A 17,428-nucleotide genomic window follows, 5' to 3' on the forward strand; every position below is an offset into this window, starting at 1 on the left:
ATAAACCATGGCAACCGCCGGTTCCATTGTTGTTGATCTGCTGATGCGTACCGGGTCCTTCGAGACCGACGCTGACCGCGCTGCCAAGCAAGTGAAGAAACTGGGGAAGGACTCCAGCGACAGCGCGGCGCAGGTGGGCGCCGCCTTCGGCAAGATTGGTGGCGTCGTAGCCGGTGGCCTGACCGTGGCCACGGTGGCGGTGGTCAACTGGACCCGGCAGTTGGTGGTCGCTTCCGCTGAGGTGGAGAAGCTGTCGCGTCTCTCCGGCACCAGCGAGCAGACCTTCCAGCGCCTGGCCGCCGGCGCCAGCACCGTGGGCATCCAGCAGGACAAGCTGGGCGACATCTTCAAGGACACCCAGGACAAGCTGGGTGACTTCCTGAGCACCGGCGGCGGTGCGATGAAGGACTTCTTCGAGCAGATCGCGCCGCGCGTCAATCTGACCGCTGACGCCTTCCGGAACCTCAGCGGCCCCGAGGTCCTGCAGAAGTACTACAAGGCGCTGGAGGATGCCGGTGCGTCGCAAGCGGACATGGTCTTCTACATGGAGGCCATCGCCAGCGACTCGGCAATGCTGGCGCCGCTGCTGGCCAACAACGGGGAGGGGTTCCGCAAGTGGGGCGCAGAGGCGGAGCGCGTGGGGGCGATCCTCGACGGTCCGACCATCGCGGCGATGAAGGAAGTGAAGGATCAGTCCAACCAGATGGATCTGGCGTTCCAAGGGCTGCGTAGCGAAGTGGCCACGCAATTGCTGCCGCAGTTCCGGGATCTCGTTCAGCTGCTGGGTGCTGAGGACACGAAGCGTGCCTTCACCAGCATTGCCGGATTCGCGGCGGACATTGCAGGGGAGATGGCAAATGGGGTCGTGCAGATCGCCAGCTTCATCACCAGGTTCCGGGAGATGCGGAGGCTTGACGGCGCCGGAGATGCTGATCTGGCTGGTGCCTCCGAGGATGCGCTGAATCAGAAGATCGGCGAGCTGGGCGCAGTGCGTCGGGCGATGCTGGCTGCCGAAGGCGACAACGAGCGAACGGCGAAGGAGTCCCAGCGCTTGATGCTGGAGATGCAACGCGTCCAGCGAGAGCTGACGCGTCGCTACAAGGCTGAAAACGCAGCCGAGAACTTCAAGGGCGTCACCGGGAGCGTTGACAGCACCGGTCGAATCATCAAGCCGCAGGAAGCTGGCAGCTTTCGCGCCACCGTGGCCGCTGACAAGGACAAGACGGGTGAGAACGCCGCCAAGCGGCTTGCCGAGGCATTGAAGTCAGCCAATCAGCAGCTGGAGCGGCAGATCGCGCTCTATGGCGATGCATCGGAGCTGTCCCGGGTCACCTATGAGATCCAGTTCGGCGGACTGAAAGGAGTCGATGAGGCGTCCCAGTCCGCGCTGCGGTCCGGTGCGTCGTTGCTGGACATGCTCGGCAACATCGATGAGGCCGAGGCGATCATGGCCGAGGATGCGCAGCGGTTTGCCGATGCCTTCAACAGCATGCTGGGGCGAAGCGACGAAGCCAGCGAGGAACACTTCAGCCAGATCTCCACCTACGCAGACCAGGCAGCAAGAAACATGCAGGATGCTTTCGCTGACTTCCTGTTCGATCCGTTCTCCGACGGCTTGGGTGGCATGGTCGACAGCTTCGCCGATGCCATCAAGCGTATGGCCGCGGAGGCGGCGGCGGCACAGATCTTTGAGCGCCTCGGGTCTTGGGCGTCAAGCTACAGCGGCGCCGGCAGCAGCCTGATCAACGCCATAGGCGGGGCCTTCGGAGCGAAGGGGAACCGCGCCGGCGGCGGTCCAGCGGCCGGCTACGACCCTTACCGGGTAGGCGAGGGGGGACGCCCTGAGCTGTTCGAGCAGGGCGGCAAGACCTACCTCATCCCTGGCGATGCCGGCACGGTGCGCCCCATCACTGCAGGTCGCAGCTTGAATGGCCCGGGCGCCGGTGGCGCGGGAGCCCTGCAGGTCGTCATCAACAACCACACCAGCGGCAGGGTCACCACCCGCGAGGAAAACGGTCGCATGCCCGATGGGTCAGTGCTTCGTCGGATGATCGTTGACGTCATCTCCGACGACCTTGCCAATGGCGGCCAGGTAGCTGCCGCGGGCCGGCAGCGCTTCGGTTGGTCGGAGGCCGTCTGATGGCACAGTTTCCCAGCTACGTGAAGATCCGGTTCGCCGGCTACGCAGAAGAGTTCGACCCTTCGGTCGAACGGGTCGAGATGGAGCGCGGCGTGCCGAAGATGCGCCTCGTGAACTCTCACGTGATGCAGGACCTTATGGCCACGCTGCAGTTCAACAGTGCAGCCGAGGCGGCTGCATTCGAGGCTTGGTACTTCGACGATATCAAGCGGATTGGCTGGTTCACCATGGAACACCCGAGGACCAAGGCGATGATCACCGCTCGATTCAAGAACGGAAGCATCGGCAGGCTTGTTCCGCTGATGACCCAGTTCAAGTTCTCGGTACGGGACGTCGTTCTGGAGTACCTGCGATGAGCACGTTCCTTGAGCGCCGCCAGCGCACCACCGACGACGCACCCACGCTCATGCTGCTGGAGGTCTCGGCGCCATCCTTCCCTGAGGTTCTGAGGATCGTCAACGACACACGCAACTGGACGAGCAACGGTATCGAGTACATCGCGTCCCAGTTCGGGTTCAAGCTGCCCGACGACGTGAACGGCCAAGCGCCACGCGCGCAGCTCGTCCTGAGCAATGTGGGCAGAGCCATCACCGAGGATCTGGAGCGCCTTGCCCCTGGGGAGATAGTGACCGCCAGGCTGATGATCACTGACCGCGCCAACCCGAATCTGATCGAGCAGGATCACTTCTTGCCGATGATCTCGGTTTCGGTGAACACCCAGGTTGCTACTGCTGCCTGTGGGGTGGACTTCCTCACAAGGCAGCAGGCGGTGCGCGTCCGCTTCAATCCTCACGTTTCACCAGGGATCTTCTGATGCGGTTGGCGGACGTTGAGCGTTTCGTGGGAATGCCTTACGACGCAGATGCATTCGACTGTGCGGACCTGGTAGCAAAGGTGCAGCTGGAGTTGTTCGGTCGCCATGTTTCCATGCCCAGCCGTCGGCCCCGTGGCGTTCGGGGTTCTGGGCAGCTGGGTGAGTTGTCGAGGCCCTACGCGAAGCACCGGGAGGGGCCGCCCGAAGACGGCGACCTTGTGCTGATGTTCGACCACGGACAACGAAACCCCGGCCATGCCGGGGTTTTCTTCTTTCTGGCCCACGAACAGTGGGTTCTCCACAGCAACGAGAGCAACGGCTGCGCCGTCCTGCATCGCCTTCGCGACCTGCAGGGATTCGGCCTGCGCGTCGAGGGAATATACGAATGGGTCTGATGCTCGAAAAGGCTGATGCTGGACGTCTCGTCGTGACGCCGCACCCGGTGCTCGCTGACGGGCAGCGGAATCAGCCTGCGGACCTGCGCCCCGGCGAGTCGCTTTGCGAGTTCCTGCACCGGCATGTCATCGACCTGGATGCCCAGGACTGGGTCGTATTGATCGGCGGCAAGGCTGTGCCGCGCAGCGCCTGGCCCTATGTCTATCCGAAACACGGGCAGCTGATCGAGGCTCGTGGGGCCGTGGGAAGGTCCGCGATCGCGCTGGTAGCGATGGTCGCACTGACGTACTTCACCATGGGTGCGGGCGCGGGCTGGATCGCCGGCACGTTCGGCGTTGCCGCCGGCGGTGCTGCTGCGGCGGCGATCGGCACTGGCCTCTTCATGGCCGGCTCGATCCTGATCAACAGGGTGCTGCAGCCCAAGCAGCCGAAAGCAGGTTCCGCGGCCCCCACGGTCTATTCCATTGCGGCTGGCCGGAACCGGTTGCGCCCGTACGAACCGCTGGGCTTGCTCATCGGCTCGATGCGCATCGCTCCGGACCTGATCAGCAACTACTACACCCACTACGAGGGTGACGATCAGTTCCTGTCGTTCGTGCTGACGCCCGGCCTCAACGTCCACAGTGTTGACGCGCTCTACAACGGCGACGCGCTGCTGTCCTCCTACGAGGGCGTGCGGGTTTGGTACAACGGCTTCCCCGGCATGGTGAGCCAGGAGATCCCGCTTTACAGCAACGCCGATGTCACCGACGGTGGCACGCTGCTGGACACCACCAACGATCCGAAGAACCAGCCCGGGCCGTGGGTACAGCGAACCAGCTCCCCGAGCACGATTCGCCTTATGGTGGGAGTCGAGTTCCAGATCTTCGATCGCACCACGAAGGGGAAGGACAAGCTCAACAGCGACCAGCTGCAGATCCAGTACCGCGCCGCTGGCACGGCTAACTGGCAGGTGTTCGGCAATTACAACGTCCGCGGCACCAACAACAAGAGCCAGCGTGCCAGCTACGCGATCGACGTGCCCGAGGGGCAGTACGACGTGCGCGTGCGTGTGGCCGGCAACAATACGGACGGCAGTGGCGCGGAGGCATCTTTCGTCTGGACGACGCTGACCAGTGTGCAGCGTGACCAGGCCTCCTATGCTGGTATCGCCCGCATCGGCATCCGGATGCAGGCCAATGGCCAGCTCAACGGGGCGCCGGACGAGATCCGCTGCGTGGCGCATTCCATGCCGATCCCTGTGTGGGATGGCGTCCAGTGGGTGACCCAGCGCACCAGCAATCCAGGCGCGTGGATCCTTGCCTTCGCCCGCGGAATCTATGCCCCCACCGGTGAATTGGTAGCAGGTATGGCGCTGCCCGAGCGGCAGATCAACGTGGAGGCCCTGAAGGGCTTCATGTTGCACTGCGCGGCCAACAACCTGACCTACGACAACTGGATCACGGACGTCCGCAGCCGCCAGCAGGTCCTCGATGTCCTGGCGCTGGCCGGCTTCGGCCAGATCACCTGGCCGCGTGGGCAGCTTACCGTGGGGTGGGCAGCCGACGAGCAGCCTCTTTCGGGGGTGGTCAACATGGCCACGATCCAGAAGGGCCAGTTCCAGGTCGATTACACCCTGGCCAACGCCGCCGATGGCATCGAGTACAGCTACCTCGATGCGGCCACCTGGGAGGCCAAGACGCTTCGCGTGCCGGCGCCTGGCGTCACCACCATGCTCAACCCGGCGCAGGTCACCGGCGAGGGCGTGACCAACGAAGCGCATGCTGCGCTGATGGCGCGTTGGCATCTGGCCCAGAGCCTGTACCAGTACAAGGCGATCGGCTTCGGCGCTGACATCGAGCACCTGTCCTACAGCCGCATGTCGATGTTGGCGTTGTCCCATGACATGACACAGTGGGGCTTCAGCGGGCAGATCCTCGGCGCCAGCCTTGTCGGCGGGCGGGTGAATCTCCAGCTGGATGCCGAGGTGCCGGCGCCTGCACAGGGGAACGCCTTCATCGGCGTGCGCATCCCGGGCGAAAAGGTCTACCGAGTGATGCGCGTGGTGCCGTTCGCCGGCACGACGACCGTGCTCGAGCTGGCCGACCCGTGGCCCGGCGACGCGGCCCTGCCCGGCGACAGCGAAGACAACCCCGCCTGGGATTCGATCTGGATCTACGACTTCAAGCAGACGCCGGGCCTGCGCGTGCGCGTGACCGGGATCCGGCCTCAGAACGACCTGAAGGGCGCAGCAGTCGAGGTTGTGGCCGAGAGCGCCGAGTTCTGGCACTACGTCCACACGGGGGAATACATCCCGTCGCCCAACGAGTCGCTGCTGCAGACGCGGCCGGTGGCCAGCGACCTGAAGATCACCGAGCGGCAGGTGGTGCAGGGCGACACCGAGTTCACCGAGCTGCAGGCGACGTTCTCGATCACCGGCCCGGTCGGCGACACGGTGGTGCTTTCCGACACAGATGGAAACGGCGAGCTGGAGCAGGTCGCGCGCACCGTTACGCGCACGGCCAGCTGGCGGATCCCGGGCGCGGGCACCTATCCGATCACCGTTCGGCCCTACAGCCCGGACGGCAACGCCGGCGTCGCCGCGTCCGTGATCTATACCACTCGCGGCGCAGACGCGCCGCCGGTGCTGGTCGACTTCTTCGACGTGGAGCAGCTGAGCGGAGGCGTGCGGCGATACACCTGGGGCTTCTTCAGCGAGACGATCCAATCGGCCAACTTTGCCGGCGTGGAGATCCGGTACGTGCCCGGGTCTGTGCCCAGCCCGACCTGGGAGCTGATGACGCCGCTCGGCGACGAGGGTTACCACCCGGCGGCGTTCGAGGCGATCCTGCCTGAGTCCGGCCAGTGGACCTACGCGTGTCGCAGCCGGAACACCTCGGGCACGCTCTCCACCCTGGCGCGGGTGATGACGGTGACCCTGCAGCCTAACCTGGGCCAGATCATCGAGGACTTCGAACAGAGCGTCGCGGAGCTGGTGCAGCTGCAGCTGGATCTCGAGCAGGAGAAGCTGGAGCGGTTCAACGAGGACACCCGCGTAGCGCAGCAGGCGGCGGCGGATGCGACGGCCAAGGCCAATGCGGCTCGGGAGGCGGCGATCGCGCACGCGGACGCCCTGAGCGCGGTGATCGGCGACCTGGTCGGTGCGGCGGAGTGGGCCCCAGCCACCAGCTACGAAGTCGGCGCCGTGGTCAAGCACGAAGACGGACTCTACCGTGCTCTGCGGGCCAACATCGACGCGCCGCCGGCCAGCAGCCCGGACGACTGGCAGCTGGTCGGCCAGTTCGCCAGCGTCGGCGATGCCTTGGCCGCTGCGATCGCGATGGCGCACCAGAACGCCTCCGACATCGAGGCCGAAGCGGCCAGGCTCGACGCCATCCTTGTGCGGCTGCCTGCCGGTGATGGCCCGGTGGCGTCGGTTGAGGACGTGGAGCAGGTGATCGTCCGCGTCGAAGAAAACGAGAACGGCCTGAGTGCACTGGGCCAGCGGCTGACCTCTTTCACGGCCCAGGTGGTGGGCGACCACGCCGGCGACGACGACACCGGGGCAGGGGATCCGGACTCCTACGCGGGCCAGATCACCGTGATGACGGTGGCAGCGGACGCCACGCGCGCTGTATCGAAGCGGGTCGACACCGTGGTGGCCGAGTTCGGCGAGTTCGAAGCCAGCGTCACTGAGACGTTCGAGGCCTTCGCAAACGACCAGCAGGCGCTTGCTGAGCGGGTGACCGAAGTCCAGAGCGAGCTGCATGGAGAGGTGGAGCTGGTTGCCAACAACCTGGAGCTGATGCGCACGGAGGTGTTCGAAGGCCCCGAGGGTATCCGCGCGCTGTCCGAGCGTCTGGAAGCGGTGCGAGCCGAGGTCGACGGGGTAGTGGCTGAGGCGATCAGCGGTCTTGAGGCGCGCGTTACGGTCAATGAGATGGGCGTGGCGGAGGTCGAATCCCGCGCCTACCTGCGCGTGATCGGTGTCGGGCCGGACGGCGTGCCTGTTCTGGGCGGCATGACCATCAGCAACAACGGCCAGATCGTGCGCACCCGGTTCCAGAACGACATCTTCGAGATCGCCGCTCCCGATGGCCAGGACGGCTTCGAGTTCCGCGACGGCTACATGCGTGCGTGGGCTGGGCCGACTCAGGCGGTGTTCGGTGCGGGGTTCGGCGCCAACCAGGATCTGATGATCTTCACTGGCCCAAATGTCGGTGCCGAGCAGGCAACAAAGGGCATGGCCACGCTATGGACCGATCGCAACGGCAGCGGGTATTTCGGCGGCTCGCTGTCGGCGGGTGTGCTGAAGAACGCGGTGCAGACGACTACCACCCAAACCATCGGGACCAGTCTGCTCAATGGTCCATTCGCCACCAACGGACGCAACAAGAACGTCGTCATCAGCTTCAACCGTCGGCACGTGCGCATCAAGCAGGCGCAAGGCTCCGACGGCTTCGTGGCGGGCGATGGGACTAATACGGCGACGATCAACGTGTACCGGCAGATAGCTGGAAACCCGGAGACGCTGTGGCAGTCGTTTACCTGCGGCGGCGGGGTGGACATCACCAACGAGTTCGATGGTCCGGATACCGCCATCGCCACCTGGGAGGGCGCGCTGACCGTGAATGACAGCGCGGACGGAGCCGCAGACCGCAGCTACCGAGCCCAGATCGTGGGCTTCACCGCTCAGGACATCTATCACCAATCCGGCAGCTTCAACGTGCAAACGATCACGCAGTCCCTTTCGATTGTGTCGGTTGAAGAACAAGCCTAGTAACGGGGAACCAGAATGGCACTGCAGAAAGTAGACCTTGATACGCCGCAGCCTGGCGGCCGGTTCGGTGACCCGACCCGCACGGCGTGGCGCAAGCACAACGAAAATCTGGACGAGATCGAGTCGCTGGTAAGCGGGGCTGAGCAGAGCGGCGCCGCTGCCGTCGCACGTGTCGTGGAGCTGGAGGATTCCCTCGGCGACGCGGCATACGTGCCGGCGGCAGCGTTCGCCTCGGCCTCCCAGGGCGCCAAGGCGGAAAGCGCGGTGCAGCCTGACCAGCTCGCTGCGGCAGCGGGCGAGCTGCAGGTGCAGCTGGACACCATTGCCTCGGCCCAGCAGGCTGGTGCTATCGCAGAATCCACGTGGGCACGCCTGATCTCTGTTGAGCCGGGCCTGAGCGTCGCAATAGGCGGCGCGGCCGACATCCCGCCTGAAACCGACGGCGGTTCCCACGTCGACCCGATCAAGGCGGGCGGGCAGGTCGTGCCCAATGCGGGCAGGTTCGTGCGGCGCACCTCTGCAGCAAATGGCTGGGAATGGCTGAGTGCGAACACCTTGGCCTCCAAGGCTGACACTGCCTTCGTTGCCCAAGAGACGCAGGCAACGCGCCGCCCGCTGCAGGATATGGTGGCGGTCGCCCCCTTCAACGGCGCTGTGCCGCTGGGCCTGGTCAACGATGACGGTAGCTTCCCCGTGGGTGTGGAGGTGGCCACGGGGAATCTGCTGGCTCGCATCCCGGTGAACAACCCGGGCCTGGTGGCGTCGTTGAACAACCGATTCGCTCAGATCGACCCGGATGGAAGGCTGTTCCTCTACGACGGCCCCGGGCCGTGGGTCCCGCTCATCATCAACGAGCAGCGGCAGATCATCGACGCCATCAACATCGAGACCGGTGAGCGCTTTGGTTCCGCGTCCCAGGCGGGCACCGCGTATGCGTCTGCGCCGCTTCGTGACCTTGCTGCTGCAGCTGTGCCGGCACTTGCTGATTGGGTCCACATCCTGCTCTACGGCCAGTCGCTGTCGATCGGTGCCACGGCGCTGCCGCCGCTCAGCACCAGCAGCAGGTACAGCCACCTGACCTTCCAAGCCGGGCCACGTGCCACCAAGGCCGGGAGCACGGGCGACAACCCCGGCACCGGCGCCGCGGTGCCCTTGTTCGAGAACGCGGTGTCGGGCGACGGGCAGAACAACCGCGGCGAGACGCCGGCCAGCGGTTTGGCAAATGCATTCACCACCCACGCGGCGGTAGAGCAGGGAATCGCACCAGCGGAGCGCGTCCTGTTCGTCTCGGCTCCTGGGCATGGTGGATATCGCCTTGATCAGCTCGACATGGCCAGCTCGTGGATCCAGGTCTTGAAGGATCACGTCACCGAAGCGAAGGCGCTGGCCGACGCGGCCGGCAAGACCTATGTTGTGGGCGCGATTCCGTGGATACAGGGCGAGGCTGATTCGAACACCACCTTTGCCGCTTACCGCGCCGCGATGGTGTCCTTCCGCATGGGCCTGTGCACCTGGATCCGAGGTATCACCGGTCAGGCCTTCGATCCGCTGTTCATCACTTACCAAACGCCCAACAACGGCGCTCTCGACGGGCAGATCAGCCAGGCGCAGCTGGACCTGGCGATGAACGAACCGGGGTTCGCGTTCGGCGGTCCCATTTACCACCTGCACAGCACCGATGGCACGCACGTGGACAACGTGGGTAGCTACCGCATGGGCTGGGCGCTTGGCCGGGCCGTGAAGCAGTACCTCATCGACAAGAAGGCGCCTGCCTTCATCAGGCCGCTGGCTGCGGTACGGACCGGTCGACGGATCTCCTGGCGTTTCGAAGTGCCGCAGGCGCCGCTGGTGCTGGATCTCTCAGGCCTCCCGCCGACGCAGGACTATGGGTTCCGGGTCAATGACGCCAGCGGAGTGGCGCTGCCGGTGGACAGCGTGGCCATCGAGAACGGCGACACCGTCGTCGTCACGCTGGTGGGCGATGGCGCTACTGCCGCGCAGGTGCGCTACAGCCTGGACTACCTCGGCACCGGCACCACCTGGAACGACGAAGAGACCGGCAACCTCCGCGACTCGACACCCGGCCGCTGCGAGGTGGCTGGCAACTCCTATCCCGCCTGGCACGTAGCGCCTTCCTGCCGCGCCACCATCATCAATCTCGGAGCGTAACCATGCAGTCCATCGTCACCATGATCGCCGGTATCCCCGCTGCCCCCGGTGCGCCGGTCGTGCCCGCATCGAACATCAAGCCGCTGTATCCCGGGCGGCCTGAGTCGGCCGCGATCGCGCACTGGCTCCTGGGCGGCAACACGGCCTCGCTGGCGGATCTCAAAACGCAGCGCAGCCTGGTGCCGGCCGGTGCCATGCCGTCTTTCGAATCGAACGTCGCCGTCATCCCCAATGGAATCAACGGACTCAAGACGGGAGTTGCCGACGCGGCCGCCTACACCCTGGCCGTGGTGTTCCGTTTGGATAGCGAGGTGGGTGGCAACGGGCGGGTGATCGGCGGGCCTTCGGGGGCGTCCACGCTGGACAACAAGGGCGTCCTGATCTCGCAGCCAGCCGCCAACACGGTCAATATCACCCCGCGCGCGCATGCTTCTGGCATTGCACTCACTGCAGAACAGCTCGCTCCGGCGTTGGGCAACTACGTGTTTCTGGCTGTGGCAGTCGCTGCGCAGTCGGTCACTACGTTCGTCGGCGGCGTAGGGCGGGCTACCCGCACCCTGCCATCGGCTATCGGACTCTCCGACCGGCAGATTGCGGTCGGTAACGCCTATTACACCGGCGGCACCTACACGGCCGGTATGCGTCTCGCGGAAGCGATTGTGTTCGGCGAAACGCTCACGCCTGCGCAGGTTGACGCGCTGTACCAACGCTCCAAGCAGCGCGCAGCCGAACGCGGCATCACCGTCTACTGACTACGCCGCCGGCTCCAGCAGCTCCGCAACGTTGTTCCTGGGTGAATTGACGGCGCGGCTGACCCGGTAGGCCTCCATCGCTGGTGGCTCGCTGGCCAGCAGCATCGCTATGGCGTCGTCGGGTTCAGAGGCCATCCACTCGTCCACCTGGTCAGGCTGCAGCCACACCGGCATGCGGTCGTGGATGTCCGCTGACACGCCGCTGCTGTCGCCGGTGATGATGGTGAAGGTGCCGAGGTTGCCCTCGGCCAGCAGCGGGCTGGTGTCTTCCCACAGGCCGGCCGCCAGTAGCGGCCCAGCCGCGTGGATGAACCACGGGTCCTTCTTCCCGTCCTCGGGGCTCACCGACCATTCGTAGTACCCGGCCATCGGCACCACACAGCGGCGCTTCTTGAAGGCGGTGCGGAAGGCAGGCTTTGTGGCCACGGTCTCGATGCGGGCGTTGATGGTCGAACCCTGCAGGCCCTTGGCCTTGGCCCAGAAGGGCAGGAGGCCCCACGCCAGCCGAGTGACCTGCCGGCCCGTGCCGCGGTCGAGGATGACCGACGCGCGCTGCGTCGGCGCCATGTTGTAGCTGGGCGGCAGCTCGAGCAGGTCCTGGGCCAGATCGGGCAGGCCGAGCTGGTCAGGTTTGAATATTGGGGTCTGGACGAATCGGCCGCACATGGGCTGACCATAGGCCGGGCGGGGTAGGGCCGGGGTGAACGCTTCACCGATGTATCGGGCCGTGAGACTGGGCCGGCCTATGCTCCCGCCCCATGGACGCCGACACCCAGACCCTGACCCCCATGCCCGAAGGCTTCTACTGGAAGCCCCGCTGCCACCTCGACACGCTGCCGACAGGGTTGTTCCTGCATGGGGAGATTGTGGCGAGCATGCAAAAGAGGGTCGACGGGACGTGGCTGGCCAGGCTTAGCCCCGAAGAAGGGGTGCATGCGCCCTTGCTGCTCCGTCGCTGCAGCTCGTTTGATGCTGGGCGTCGCGGGTGCGAGATGTGGGCCCTGCGCCACGAGCAGGTGCTGCGCCGGAAGGTAGCGAAGAAGCTGCAGTGGATCCAGGACCACGTCGTGCTGCGCGGCAGGGGCGAGCAGCTGGACCAGCAGGACGTTCTAGGGCGGGGCTGAGGCAGTTAGCTGCCGTTGCCTGCGTATCGGCCCCTGCGACGCGCCGCCGGCACCATGGCTGCCATGACGAAGACGAATGCGGGGAAGGCGCGCTGGGCGCGCACTCAGGCTGCCGGCCTATGGCAGCAAGCCACCGAGTTGGACCGTGACCGCACCGGCAGCTGGGAAGACAGGGCACGCCGCCGCCGCGCTGCCGACCGCCTCCGCACCGAGGCCGCCCGATTCGAATCGATCGCGCGCCGCCTCGATCCCTCCCTCGACGATCAGGCCGCCTGACCGGGCCGCAGCGGCACCACATTGCCCATGCGCAGCCGGTCCAAGTAGTCGGCCCATTCCTGCATCATCCGCGTCCGCTCCACCAGGTGCGTGGTGCGGTTGTAGGCGCGGCCGTTCGGATCCTTCACCGCGTGCGCCAGCTGGTGCTCGATGATGTCCGGACGGAAGCCCAGCACCTCGTCCAGCAGCGTACGCGCGCTGGCGCGGAACCCATGCCCGGTAGCTGTGTCCTTATCGAATCCCATCACACGCAGCGCGGCCAGCACGGCCACCTCAGACATCGGCCGCTTGCTGCTGCGGGCGCCAGGGAAAACAAACGTGCCTCTGCCTGTCAGCCTGTGGAGGTCGCGCAGAACCTCAACGGCCTGACGTGCGAGCGGGACGACGTGCGCCTGGCGCATCTTCATCCGCCCCGCCGGGATGCTCCACAGTGCCGCATCAAGGTCGATCTCCGCCCATTCGGCCTGCCTCAGCTCGCCCGGACGAACGAACACCATGGGCGCGAGCTTCAGGGCCGACTGAACAACGACGGTTCCCCGGTAGGCGTACAGGGCCCGCAGCAGGCCGCCCAGCTCCACGGGGTCGACAACGGCGGCGTGGTTCCGCTCAGGCGCCGGCGCGAGCGCGCCACGCAGGTCCGCTACCGGGTTTCGCTCAGCCCGGCCCGTCGCGATGGCGTAGCGCATGATCTGGCCGCAGTTTTGCATGATCCGGTGGGCAGACTCGATGGCGCCCCGGGCCTCGATTTTTCGGGCGACGCGCAGGAAGTCAGGCGCTGTCAGTTCGCCGATGGGGCGGGACCCAATCCAAGGGTAGACGTCGTTGGCCATCCACGCCTCTACCTTGACTGAATACTTCGGCACCCAATCCCGCTTGGCCAGCCATTCGCGCGCTGTGACCTCGAACGTGTTGGACCCCAGTTCGGACTTTGCTTGGGCTACCGCCTTCCGGTGCTCGCCGGGGTCGATGCCGCGAGCAAGCAGCTGCCTGGCCTCTTCGCGGCGCTGCCGGGCTAAGGCAAGCGGGACGTCGGGGTAGACCCCCAAGGCTAGGCGCTTCTCCTTTCCGTTGAACCGGTATTTGAGACGCCACCAGCGGCCGTCACGCGGGGATATCTCCAGATAGAGGCCGCCGCCATCGAAGAGCTTCTGCGTACGGGCAGCAGGCTTCGCCCTGCGTAGGGCCAGATCGGTAAGTGGGGGCATCAGGTCGGGGCCAGGGGGCAGATGCCCCAGAATATGCCCCCACCGTCTCACCAACTGCAACGCACGGGGACGAACGAGCCCGAAAACGAAAAAGCCCGGAAACCCTTGAAATGCGGGGGTTTCCGGGCTCTCGCGGGCCTTCTCGGTCCCTTCAATGGTGGAGGTGGGCGGAATTGAACCGCCGTCCGAAGGCACTCCATCCCCAGCTCTACATGCTTAGCTCACCGTTGAGTCTCGTCCCGGAACAGCACGGTGTGCGAAGCACATCCCGGAACAAGCCTGTTGCGTTCTAGTGCTGGACTGACAGGCAGCCGCCCAGCTCGATTCCATGATAATGACTCTACGCTGCGAGCATGGACACAAGCAGTTTCGAGGCTCCGCCTAAGTCGGCAGAAGGTCTAACTCAACAGCTTTTAGGCTGCGAGTGCGACCGGAGCGTAGTTGTCGTCGTTGGCAACTAGAGTTTTGCAGCTGGATTTACGAGGAAAGCTACCCCCTCGGCATGCGCCAAGCGACTTCACAACCCCCGTCGAAACCAATGCACCCCCGGTTTCAAACAAGTGCCTGCAAGTACTGGCCCGTTTCCGATGACGCTGGAGCAGGGCTGCCCAACGCGAGTGATGCTACGCCAATCCGGCTGAACAGTCACGCAAATGATCGATTTCCGGTGGCAAGCCTGCATGTCGAACTGTTAACGTCTTGCCGACCTATTTGCGACACCTGCCGGGTGAGCATGGGGACAGGCTCTGCAGGCGAGGTAACAGGTGGACGTAAGCAACAAGCGCAGCCTTCGGCAACTGGTCGGTCCGGTGGGAATGGGCTACCTGCGCAGGGCCGTACCTCCGCCGTGGGTATGGACGGCGCTGGTTGCCCTGGTGGCCGCCGGGTGCCTGATCGAACTGCCGGTGACGGCCGCCGCGGCCTTGGTGGCCAGCGCGGTGGTGGTGCACTGGCCGCGTCGCAAGCGCCCATCGCTGGGCTATTGGCGACTTTTGGGCCTGGTAGTGCTGGCAGTGTTGGCATGGGCGCCGGAACCGGACGTATTGTCCCAATGGTTCGAGCATGGCCTGGCAATCGCACTGCTGGCGCTGGCCACTGTCAGTGCGCTGACGCATGTGCTGCAGGCGCGACGGCTGTCGCGCCGACTGCAGCAGGCGGCCGACGCGATGGATGACTCTCGGCTGCTGGCGTTGCTGCCGGGCGAAGCGGCGACACTGGCCGATCGCTGGCGCGCCGGGGACGACAGCCACGCCGATGAGTTGGCCGTGGTGATGCACCTGGCGGTGATGCACGCGGCGTTGTCACCGCGGATGCAGGGTGGGGCGGTAGACGTCTGAGGGGTGGGGCGGGAACGGCGTGACGACCAACGGTCGTCACCCACCGGAGCGAAACATTGACGGCCAGCGGCCGTCACTACTGGAGCGATGCATTGACGGCCAGCGGCCGTCAGTGCTGGGTTGGGTCAGGCGTCGCGGTTGCCGCGGCGCATGACGCGCGACTTTTCGATCGCCCATTCGCGGTCCTTGGCGGCATCGCGCTTGTCGTGGTCCTGCTTGCCCTTGGCCAGCGCCACTTCCAGCTTGATCTTGTTCTTGCTCCAGTACATCGCAGTGGGGACGATGGTGTAGCCATCGCGCTCCACCTTGCCGACCAGCTTGTCGATCTCGCTCCGGTGCAGCAGCAGCTTGCGCTCGCGGCGGTCTTCGGCCACCACGTGGGTGGAGGCCTGGATCAATGGAGTGATCTGCGCGCCGATCAGGAAGATTTCGCCCTGCTTTACATAGGCATAGGCGTCGACGATGTTGCCGCGCCCCGCGCGGATCGACTTCACTTCCCAGCCCTGCAGCGCGAGGCCCGCCTCGAAGCGCTCCTCGATGTGGTATTCGTGCCGTGCACGCTTGTTCAACGCGATGGTTTTGTTGGCCGTCGCGTTCTTTGCTTTATCCTTGCTGCTGTTCTTGCTCATTCCCGTATTGTCTCCGATTCGGGCCCGCCCGGTCGATCACCTGCAGCCGAACCTGAAATGCCTACCATCCGTCGAAGCGCCCTGGTTGAACACTCCGCGGCGCGCATGTTTGATCTGGTCAACGATATCGCCGCCTACCCGCAGCGCTTCCGTTGGTGTTCGGCCGCGCAGATCCTGGAGCAGGGCGACCAGCGCCTGGTGGCCCGGCTGGACCTTGGGCTGGGCTCGTTCTCGACCTGGTTCATGACCGAAAACACCCTGGTCCGCCCCCATTCCATCGACATGCAGCTGCGCGATGGTCCGTTCAAGCGCCTGCATGGCCGCTGGGAGTTCCATTCGCTGGCTGAAGACGCCTGCAAGGTCAGCCTGGAGCTGGAGTTCGAGCCGAAGTCCCGCTTGCTGGCGCCGGCACTGGCGCTGGGTTTCCAGGGACTGGCAGACCGCATGGTCAACGACTTCGTGCGCGTGGCTGACGAGCAGGAATGAGCCGGTGATCCGGGTGCAGGTGGTGCTGGCCTGGCCGCAGCGGGTAGGGGATCGCAGGTTGGAACTGCCAGAAGGCGCCACCGTTGCCGAGGCCATCACCGCTGCGGCGCTGGAGGGCAGCGATGCCTGTCCGGCGGTGGCCGTTCATGGGGTGGTGGCGCGCGCTGACCAGCTGCTGCAGGACGGTGACCGGGTGGAGCTGCTGCGGCCGCTGTTGGCAGACCCGAAGGACAACCGACGGCGCCGGGCGAAGGCGCAGCCGAAGTAGGTTGTCCGGGGGGCAGGGTGACGGCCAGCGGCCGTCACTACCGACTGACGGCCAGCGGCCGTCACTACCGGGTCAGCCGCCGCCCTTCTTCTTTTCTTTCGGCAGGTTGCGGCCGAACTGACGCACGGTCTGGGTGGCCAGCTTGCCGTCCTGGGCGGGGAAGTAGTCGCCTTCCCAACGGGTGACCGCATCATTTTCGAAGTACACGGTGAAATTCTTGGTCTCGGTGCGGCCGACGCGGTCGATGCGCTGGCTGGCCATGTAGTCCCAGCGCTGGGCATGGAACGGGTCGGCCACCGACGGGGTGCCGAGCAGGGCGCTGACCTGCTGCTTGCTCTGCCCGACCTGCAGCTTGGACACGGCATCTTCCCGGATCAGGTTGCCCTGATAGATGGGTTGCTTATAGATGATGCCGCAGCCCGTGGTGGACAGGGCAACGGCGGCGACCAGCAGGAGATTGCGCATCGGGAATCGCGTTTGGGGAAATCGATCCGATGATACACTCCCGGCGTGCCACCGCGACCCAATCCGAGGCAGCTGGCGCTAAATCGCCAATGAACGGAGACATATGGAAACCCACGACCTGCGCAAAGTCGGCCTGAAGGTGACCCATCCGCGGATGCGGATCCTGGCGTTGCTTGAACAGCGCAACGCCCAGAACCACCAGCACCACATGACCGCCGAAGACATCTACCGCCAGTTGCTGGAGCACGGCGATGAGATCGGCCTGGCCACGGTTTACCGTGTGCTGACCCAGTTCGAGGCGGCCGGCCTGGTGCTGAAGCATAATTTCGAGGGCGGCCAAGCCGTCTACGAGCTGGACCGCGGCGGCCACCACGACCACATGGTGGACGTGGATTCGGGCAACGTGATCGAGTTCGAAAGTGCTGAAATCGAGGAGCTGCAGCGCAAGATCGCAGCTGATCACGGGTACGAGCTGGAAGAGCATTCGCTGGTCCTCTACGTGCGCAAGAAGCGCCGCTGAGCCCTGCGGGGTAGGTGGTTGCTGAAAACCCCGGGCTTGCCCGGGGTTTTTCGTTCAGGCGCGCAGCCTGAACGATTCCGCCGAGCAC

Annotated in this window: 17 protein-coding genes and 1 other RNA gene; 13 read left to right on the forward strand and 5 right to left on the reverse strand. The window is 65.3% G+C overall.

Features of this window, described 5'->3' with window-relative positions; genetic code table 11:
* Positions 1 to 7: 7 nt before the first annotated feature.
* From RTX79_RS00770 to RTX79_RS00800, 7 genes are read left to right on the forward strand one after another with little or no spacing between them, the layout of a single operon-like run.
* Positions 8 to 2,140, forward strand: coding sequence for a hypothetical protein (locus RTX79_RS00770; protein ID WP_312681063.1), 2,133 nt, complete (start codon positions 8 to 10; stop codon positions 2,138 to 2,140).
* Positions 2,140 to 2,496 (forward strand): hypothetical protein, encoded by a 357-nt coding sequence (locus RTX79_RS00775; protein ID WP_312681065.1) that lies wholly within the window; start codon positions 2,140 to 2,142, stop codon positions 2,494 to 2,496. Before RTX79_RS00770 ends, RTX79_RS00775 begins: the two co-directional genes overlap by 1 nt.
* Positions 2,493 to 2,954: a DUF1833 family protein gene (locus RTX79_RS00780; RefSeq protein WP_312681067.1), complete on the forward strand. Its 462-nt coding sequence runs from the start codon at positions 2,493 to 2,495 to the stop codon at positions 2,952 to 2,954. The genes RTX79_RS00775 and RTX79_RS00780 overlap by 4 nt, the downstream gene beginning before the upstream one ends.
* Positions 2,954 to 3,349, forward strand: coding sequence for a peptidoglycan endopeptidase (locus RTX79_RS00785; protein WP_312681069.1), 396 nt, complete (start codon positions 2,954 to 2,956; stop codon positions 3,347 to 3,349). Before RTX79_RS00780 ends, RTX79_RS00785 begins: the two co-directional genes overlap by 1 nt.
* Positions 3,340 to 8,109 (forward strand): host specificity factor TipJ family phage tail protein, encoded by a 4,770-nt coding sequence (locus tag RTX79_RS00790; protein ID WP_312681071.1) that lies wholly within the window; start codon positions 3,340 to 3,342, stop codon positions 8,107 to 8,109. The genes RTX79_RS00785 and RTX79_RS00790 overlap by 10 nt, the downstream gene beginning before the upstream one ends.
* A 15-nt stretch (positions 8,110 to 8,124) precedes the next feature.
* Complete coding sequence (locus RTX79_RS00795; RefSeq protein WP_312681073.1) at positions 8,125 to 10,278, forward strand: hypothetical protein; 2,154 nt, start codon at positions 8,125 to 8,127, stop codon at positions 10,276 to 10,278.
* Positions 10,279 to 10,280: 2 nt separating this feature from the next.
* A complete protein-coding gene (locus tag RTX79_RS00800; RefSeq protein WP_312681075.1) occupies positions 10,281 to 11,030 on the forward strand; it encodes a LamG-like jellyroll fold domain-containing protein in 750 nt (249 codons plus the stop codon).
* Here the strand turns inward: RTX79_RS00800 and RTX79_RS00805 are convergent, their stop codons facing one another.
* Complete coding sequence (locus tag RTX79_RS00805; RefSeq protein WP_312681077.1) at positions 11,031 to 11,696, reverse strand: SOS response-associated peptidase; 666 nt, start codon at positions 11,694 to 11,696, stop codon at positions 11,031 to 11,033.
* Positions 11,697 to 11,788: 92 nt separating this feature from the next.
* On the opposite strand from RTX79_RS00805, the gene RTX79_RS00810 reads away from it, so the two are divergent.
* Positions 11,789 to 12,154 (forward strand): hypothetical protein, encoded by a 366-nt coding sequence (locus RTX79_RS00810; RefSeq protein WP_312681079.1) that lies wholly within the window; start codon positions 11,789 to 11,791, stop codon positions 12,152 to 12,154.
* 63 nt (positions 12,155 to 12,217) lie between these two features.
* Positions 12,218 to 12,430, forward strand: a complete 213-nt coding sequence (locus tag RTX79_RS00815; protein WP_312681080.1) for a hypothetical protein — start codon at positions 12,218 to 12,220, stop codon at positions 12,428 to 12,430.
* Here RTX79_RS00815 and RTX79_RS00820 read toward each other — a convergent pair.
* Both RTX79_RS00820 and ssrA read right to left on the reverse strand, forming a co-directional pair.
* The gene (locus RTX79_RS00820) at positions 12,418 to 13,635 is read right to left on the reverse strand and encodes a tyrosine-type recombinase/integrase (protein WP_312681081.1); all 1,218 of its coding nucleotides are present in this window, start codon (positions 13,633 to 13,635) and stop codon (positions 12,418 to 12,420) included. The genes RTX79_RS00815 and RTX79_RS00820 overlap by 13 nt on opposite strands.
* Positions 13,636 to 13,790: 155 nt before the next feature.
* Positions 13,791 to 14,183: a transfer-messenger RNA gene (gene ssrA, locus RTX79_RS00825) on the reverse strand.
* Between the two features lie 267 nt (positions 14,184 to 14,450).
* On the opposite strand from ssrA, the gene RTX79_RS00830 reads away from it, so the two are divergent.
* Positions 14,451 to 14,972, forward strand: a complete 522-nt coding sequence (locus RTX79_RS00830; protein ID WP_312682150.1) for a hypothetical protein — start codon at positions 14,451 to 14,453, stop codon at positions 14,970 to 14,972.
* A gap of 125 nt (positions 14,973 to 15,097) precedes the next feature.
* On the opposite strand, the gene smpB is transcribed toward RTX79_RS00830, so the two are convergent.
* Positions 15,098 to 15,601: an SsrA-binding protein SmpB gene (gene smpB, locus RTX79_RS00835; RefSeq protein ID WP_042612310.1), complete on the reverse strand. Its 504-nt coding sequence runs from the start codon at positions 15,599 to 15,601 to the stop codon at positions 15,098 to 15,100.
* A gap of 57 nt (positions 15,602 to 15,658) precedes the next feature.
* Between smpB and RTX79_RS00840 the strand changes: the two genes are divergently transcribed.
* Both RTX79_RS00840 and RTX79_RS00845 read left to right on the forward strand, forming a co-directional pair.
* On the forward strand, positions 15,659 to 16,087 hold the full coding sequence (locus RTX79_RS00840; RefSeq protein WP_057687205.1) for a type II toxin-antitoxin system RatA family toxin: 429 nt from the start codon (positions 15,659 to 15,661) through the stop codon (positions 16,085 to 16,087).
* Positions 16,088 to 16,091: 4 nt separating this feature from the next.
* Positions 16,092 to 16,355, forward strand: coding sequence for an RnfH family protein (locus RTX79_RS00845; RefSeq protein ID WP_312681083.1), 264 nt, complete (start codon positions 16,092 to 16,094; stop codon positions 16,353 to 16,355).
* Between the two features lie 72 nt (positions 16,356 to 16,427).
* On the opposite strand, the gene RTX79_RS00850 is transcribed toward RTX79_RS00845, so the two are convergent.
* Complete coding sequence (locus RTX79_RS00850; RefSeq protein WP_312681085.1) at positions 16,428 to 16,820, reverse strand: outer membrane protein assembly factor BamE; 393 nt, start codon at positions 16,818 to 16,820, stop codon at positions 16,428 to 16,430.
* A gap of 103 nt (positions 16,821 to 16,923) precedes the next feature.
* Between RTX79_RS00850 and fur the strand changes: the two genes are divergently transcribed.
* Complete coding sequence (gene fur, locus RTX79_RS00855) at positions 16,924 to 17,340, forward strand: ferric iron uptake transcriptional regulator (RefSeq protein WP_042612306.1); 417 nt, start codon at positions 16,924 to 16,926, stop codon at positions 17,338 to 17,340.
* The last annotated feature ends 88 nt before the right edge of the window (positions 17,341 to 17,428 follow it).

The sequence above is a fragment of the Stenotrophomonas chelatiphaga genome, assembly GCF_032054965.1.
Classification (GTDB): domain Bacteria; phylum Pseudomonadota; class Gammaproteobacteria; order Xanthomonadales; family Xanthomonadaceae; genus Stenotrophomonas; species Stenotrophomonas chelatiphaga.

Excerpts from the sequence above, each read along its gene's own strand:
- RTX79_RS00770 (WP_312681063.1), top strand. The coding sequence starts at position 8 with ATGGCAACCGCCGGTTCCATTGTTGTTGATCTGCTGATGCGTACCGGG.
- RTX79_RS00775 (WP_312681065.1), top strand. The coding sequence starts at position 2,140 with ATGGCACAGTTTCCCAGCTACGTGAAGATCCGGTTCGCCGGCTACGCA.
- RTX79_RS00780 (WP_312681067.1), top strand. The coding sequence starts at position 2,493 with ATGAGCACGTTCCTTGAGCGCCGCCAGCGCACCACCGACGACGCACCC.
- RTX79_RS00785 (WP_312681069.1), top strand. The coding sequence starts at position 2,954 with ATGCGGTTGGCGGACGTTGAGCGTTTCGTGGGAATGCCTTACGACGCA.
- RTX79_RS00790 (WP_312681071.1), top strand. The coding sequence starts at position 3,340 with ATGGGTCTGATGCTCGAAAAGGCTGATGCTGGACGTCTCGTCGTGACG.
- RTX79_RS00795 (WP_312681073.1), top strand. The coding sequence starts at position 8,125 with ATGGCACTGCAGAAAGTAGACCTTGATACGCCGCAGCCTGGCGGCCGG.
- RTX79_RS00800 (WP_312681075.1), top strand. The coding sequence starts at position 10,281 with ATGCAGTCCATCGTCACCATGATCGCCGGTATCCCCGCTGCCCCCGGT.
- RTX79_RS00805 (WP_312681077.1), bottom strand. The coding sequence starts at position 11,696 with ATGTGCGGCCGATTCGTCCAGACCCCAATATTCAAACCTGACCAGCTC.
- RTX79_RS00810 (WP_312681079.1), top strand. The coding sequence starts at position 11,789 with ATGGACGCCGACACCCAGACCCTGACCCCCATGCCCGAAGGCTTCTAC.
- RTX79_RS00815 (WP_312681080.1), top strand. The coding sequence starts at position 12,218 with ATGACGAAGACGAATGCGGGGAAGGCGCGCTGGGCGCGCACTCAGGCT.
- RTX79_RS00820 (WP_312681081.1), bottom strand. The coding sequence starts at position 13,635 with ATGCCCCCACTTACCGATCTGGCCCTACGCAGGGCGAAGCCTGCTGCC.
- RTX79_RS00830 (WP_312682150.1), top strand. The coding sequence starts at position 14,451 with ATGGGCTACCTGCGCAGGGCCGTACCTCCGCCGTGGGTATGGACGGCG.
- smpB (WP_042612310.1), bottom strand. The coding sequence starts at position 15,601 with ATGAGCAAGAACAGCAGCAAGGATAAAGCAAAGAACGCGACGGCCAAC.
- RTX79_RS00840 (WP_057687205.1), top strand. The coding sequence starts at position 15,659 with ATGCCTACCATCCGTCGAAGCGCCCTGGTTGAACACTCCGCGGCGCGC.
- RTX79_RS00850 (WP_312681085.1), bottom strand. The coding sequence starts at position 16,820 with ATGCGCAATCTCCTGCTGGTCGCCGCCGTTGCCCTGTCCACCACGGGC.
- fur (WP_042612306.1), top strand. The coding sequence starts at position 16,924 with ATGGAAACCCACGACCTGCGCAAAGTCGGCCTGAAGGTGACCCATCCG.